This window comes from Actinoallomurus spadix (genome assembly GCF_024055725.1).
GTDB classification, from domain to species: Bacteria; Actinomycetota; Actinomycetes; order Streptosporangiales; family Streptosporangiaceae; genus Actinoallomurus; species Actinoallomurus spadix.
The window spans coordinates 1-4,175 of the sequence record NZ_JAMXMX010000065.1; the positions used below are offsets into that span (position 1 = coordinate 1).

Below are 4,175 nucleotides of genomic sequence, written 5' to 3' on the forward strand. Positions count from 1 at the left end.
GCTGTGCGACAGGATTCGCCAGGTTCTGGGTCTGCTGTTCCGGGCTTGGATGGCGTTGATTTCGGGGGCAACCCCTATGACGACATGGACCTTTCCACTCCGGATGTCGATGCTTGGCGGCGGGAGATGGGTTGGGGGGACGCGGAGGATTCAGAGTTCGCGGGTGCGGGGATCGGCGAGCGGTCCGGTGGGTCGCCGGGCGACCTTCGTGGGGAAGTGCCGGATTCTGGTAGTGGCTTCGCGGGTGAGGCTGGGGCTGAAGATGTGGCGGCGGGCCGGGAGCGTCCGGAATTGGTGGCCGGTTCCCAGGCTCCGGTGCCGGGAGTGGCCACTGCGCCGGGCGGTGCTGTGGAGGGTGTGGCCCGTATTCCTGAGGTGTCGTTCGGTCAGGCGGTATCGGTCGTGTCCGCGGCGGCTATGGGTGTTTTTAAACGAGTTGGCCGGCGGGGCGTTGTGTTCGAGGGGGTGGAGTTCTTCCTGAAGCCGACCTCGGGGTTTGGGGTGGGTGGTGGTTTCGATGAGGCGTTGGTGATGTCGTTGCGTTTTGCTGTGCCGGGTGCGGTTGACACGGTGGATGCGTTGCATGAGTGGGTGGGGGGTCGCATAGCGGCGGAGGAGTTGCCGGCCGGGGTGTCGTCGGTGGAGGAGTTCCGTGCGCGTGTGGCCGACCGGGTTCGTGGTGGTGAGTTCAACAGTGCGATGGCGAAGGTCGTGGGTCGTGTGGGTGGTGTGCCGGTGACGCTGGTGGATGCGGGGGGTGTGGTTCACCGGTATGGGCCTGATTCGCCGGGGGGTGTGTTGGTGTTGGAGGAGGAGGGGAGGTTCCTCGCCGGGGTGCGGTCGCTGACGGTCGGGGATCTGGAGATCGATCTGGCCGCCGGTGGCGAGGTCCGCAGGAACGGGGAACAGGTCAGGCTGACCCGGCTCGAGCGCAAGATGTTGATGTTCTTCGCCAACAACCACGGTCTTCGCGTGTCGAGAGACAAGATCAACCAGGCGGTCTGGGGTGATCGGCCTATCAGGGAATTCTCCGCTGCTCTCCGAGCTCTCCGTAAGAAGATCAAGGACGTTCCGGGTGAATCTCAGCTGATTATTCCGGTTAACACGGATAAGGGCCCGGTCTGGCGTTTTGGGCCGCGTGAACTGGGTGCGTCGGAGACCGCGGTTAAGTGGGTGCAGGTCGAAGACCTCGAGATCGATGTGGTCGGCGGCGAGGTCCGTAAGAACAAAAAGCCGATCGAGCTGTCCGAGATGCAGTGGAAGCTTTTGCAGCATCTCGCCAGAAATCCGGGGAACTGGGTGACGAAGGCCGACCTGATTCAAGCGGTCTGGGGCAGGAACATCGATGGAAAAACTCTCTACAAGGCTCATCGCGGCCTCCTCAAGAGGATCGGGGATGACCCGCGTAACCCTCGGTTGATCGTTGCTCGCGAGATAGACGGGCGTACGGAGTTCCGTCTGATATCGGCGGGGGAGTCTGGTGATGCTCCGTCTTCCTTTGCTGTGCGACAGGATTCGCCAGGTTCTGGGTCTGCTGTTCCGGGCTTGGATGGCGTTGATTTCGGGGGGGTAGGGGGATCGCTGGACCTCGGAGGTCCTCAGTGGGACGACTCCTATGACGACATGGACCTTTCCACTCCGGATCTCGATGCCGGTTCGGAAACTCCGGTGCCGGGAGTGGCCACTGCGCCGGGCGGTGCTGTGGAGGGTATGGCCCGTACTCCTGACGTGCCGGTCGGTCAGGCGGTATCGGTCGTGTCCGCGGCGGCTATGGGTGTTTTTAAACGAGTTGGCCGGCGGGGCGTTGTGTTCGAGGGGGTGGAGTTCTTCCTGAAGCCGACCTCGGGGTTTGGGGTGGGTGGTGGTTTCGATGAGGCGTTGGTGATGTCGTTGCGTTTTGCTGTGCCGGGTGCGGTTGACACGGTGGATGCGTTGCATGAGTGGGTGGGGGGTCGCATAGCGGCGGAGGAGTTGCCGGCCGGGGTGTCGTCGGTGGAGGAGTTCCGTGCGCGTGTGGCCGACCGGGTTCGTGGTGGTGAGTTCAACATTGCGATGGCGAAGGTCGTGGGTCGTGTGGGTGGTGTGCCGGTGACGCTGGTGGATGCGGGGGGTGTGGTTCACCGGTATGGGCCTGATTCGCCGGGGGGTGTGTTGGTGTTGGAGGAGGAGGGGAGGTTCCTCGCCGGGGTGCGGTCGCTGACGGTCGGGGATCTGGAGATCGATCTGGCCGCCGGTGGCGAGGTCCGCAGGAACGGGGAACAGGTCAGGCTGACCCGCCTCGAGCGCGAGATGTTGATGTTCTTCGCCAACAATCACGGTCTTCGCGTGTCGAGAGACAAGATCATCCAGGCGCTCTGGGCCGGTCAGGGTTCCAATACAAAATTCATTTACATCCGCCGACGTCTCCAAGATAAGCTTGAGGACGTTCCGGGTGAATCTCAGCTGATTATTCCGGTTAACACGGATAAGGGCCCGGTCTGGCGTTTTGGGCCGCGTGAACTGGGTGCGTCGGAGACCGCGGTTAAGTGGGTACAGGTCGAAGACCTCGAGATCGATGTGGTCGGCGGCGAGGTCCGTAAGGCCAAGAAAGCGATCAAGCTGTCCGAGGTGCAGTGGAAGCTTTTGGAGTATCTCGCCATAAATCTGGGGAACTGGGTGACGAAGGCCGACCTGATTCGAGCGGTCTGGGGCAGGAAGATCCATGGAACAACTTTCGCGGAAGCTTATGACGGCTTGCTCGAGAAGATCGAGGAGAACCCGCGTAACCCTCAGCTGATCAATAAGCGCGAGAGACGCGGGCGTACGGAGTTCCGTCTGAAACCGGCTGCCGGGTCGGTTGCCGTGGCTAGGCCGGAGGAGCCGGAACGCCGGGCCGGTGTAGGGGCTGGTTCTGGTAGTGCCGTGGACGGTGGACCGGTAGGGGAGCCCGGTAATGCTCCGTCTTCCCCCGCTGTGCGACAGGATTCGCCAGGTTTTGGATCTGCTGTTCCGGACTTTGATGGCGCTGCTCCCATGGAGACAGAAGAACCGCTGGACTTCGATCCCGGGGGGAACTCCTATGCCGACTATTTGAACCTCTCTACTCCCGAGTTGTCGGGTTTTATGGATTTGGTGCTGTTTTCGGGCGAGGTGGACTCGGCCATGGACGTGGACTCGGCCATGGACGTGGACTCGGCCATGGACGTGGACCCCGTCAGTGCCTCGCCGGTCGATCCTCGTGGTGGGGCGCCGGATGCCGGCATCGATCCGATCGCGGAGGGTTGGCCGATCGGGCGGGAGGTGACGGTCGGCGGGCTGCGTGAGGGTGGTCGGCGGGACGCGTCGGCCTTCGAGGCGCCGGTGGTCGGTGAGCGGGTCGTGTTGTCCCGGGCGTTCGAGTCTCGGTCCGCCCGGTGGGGTTATGTGATCGATGAGGACGGGGGGATCTGGCTCTCCGACGACCTGAGGCTGTCTCCGGATGGGTGGAGGGCGCTGGGTGATGACTTCTTCCATGAGCCGGAGGGGATGCTGCTGCGGTGGGACAGCGGCTGGATCGGGACGGTCGTCAACGCGGATGAGGTGCGCGCGGGTCTGGGTGGGCCCTTGGGGCCGGGACAGCGTTACACCCTGATCGCGGACCGTTCGGGTGTGTACCTGAGGCAGGCCGGAGCCGAGCATGGAACGGCCGTCCGGATCCCGTTGTCCGATCAGGTGGCTCCGCCGGTGTCCTCGGATGTGGAGGTCGCCGCCGAGCCGGTGGATCGATCCGTGGGCCAAGGGAACCGGGTCGTGGCGCCGGTCGTGGAGTCCATTACGGAGACGGCCGGGGCAGGGGCGGAACAGGGCGCCGGGGATGTGGTGATCCGTCCCGGCGGGTTCGAGGAGCAGATGCTGTGGGCGGAGGTGCGGAGGGAGCTGCGTCGTCTGCATCGGGAGGCCGAGGGTACGGCGGATGGGCTGCGGGGGTTGTTGCCGGACCTGTACCTGCGGTTGAACCCGGCGGGAAGGTTGACGCTGCGTCAGGTCGGTGAGCGGATCGCACAGGCCTACGTGGTGGCAAGGCTGAACGGCGCGAAGACGCCGGAGGACATCCTCCGCCTCGGCCGGCCCCTCCGCCTGCTCGGCTCGGCCGAGGACGCGAAGCCGACCGGGACCGAGCCTCTCGCCCTCGCCGGCCCGTCCGAGGAGGAGTACGC

General features: G+C 64.4%; 1 protein-coding gene. It reads left to right on the top strand.

Annotation, left to right across the window (positions count from 1 at the left end; genetic code table 11):
- Nucleotides 1–84 precede the first annotated feature (84 nt).
- A partial coding sequence (locus tag NE235_RS38010; RefSeq protein ID WP_289849892.1) for a winged helix-turn-helix domain-containing protein occupies nucleotides 85–4,175 on the top strand: 4,091 nt, incomplete at its 3' end.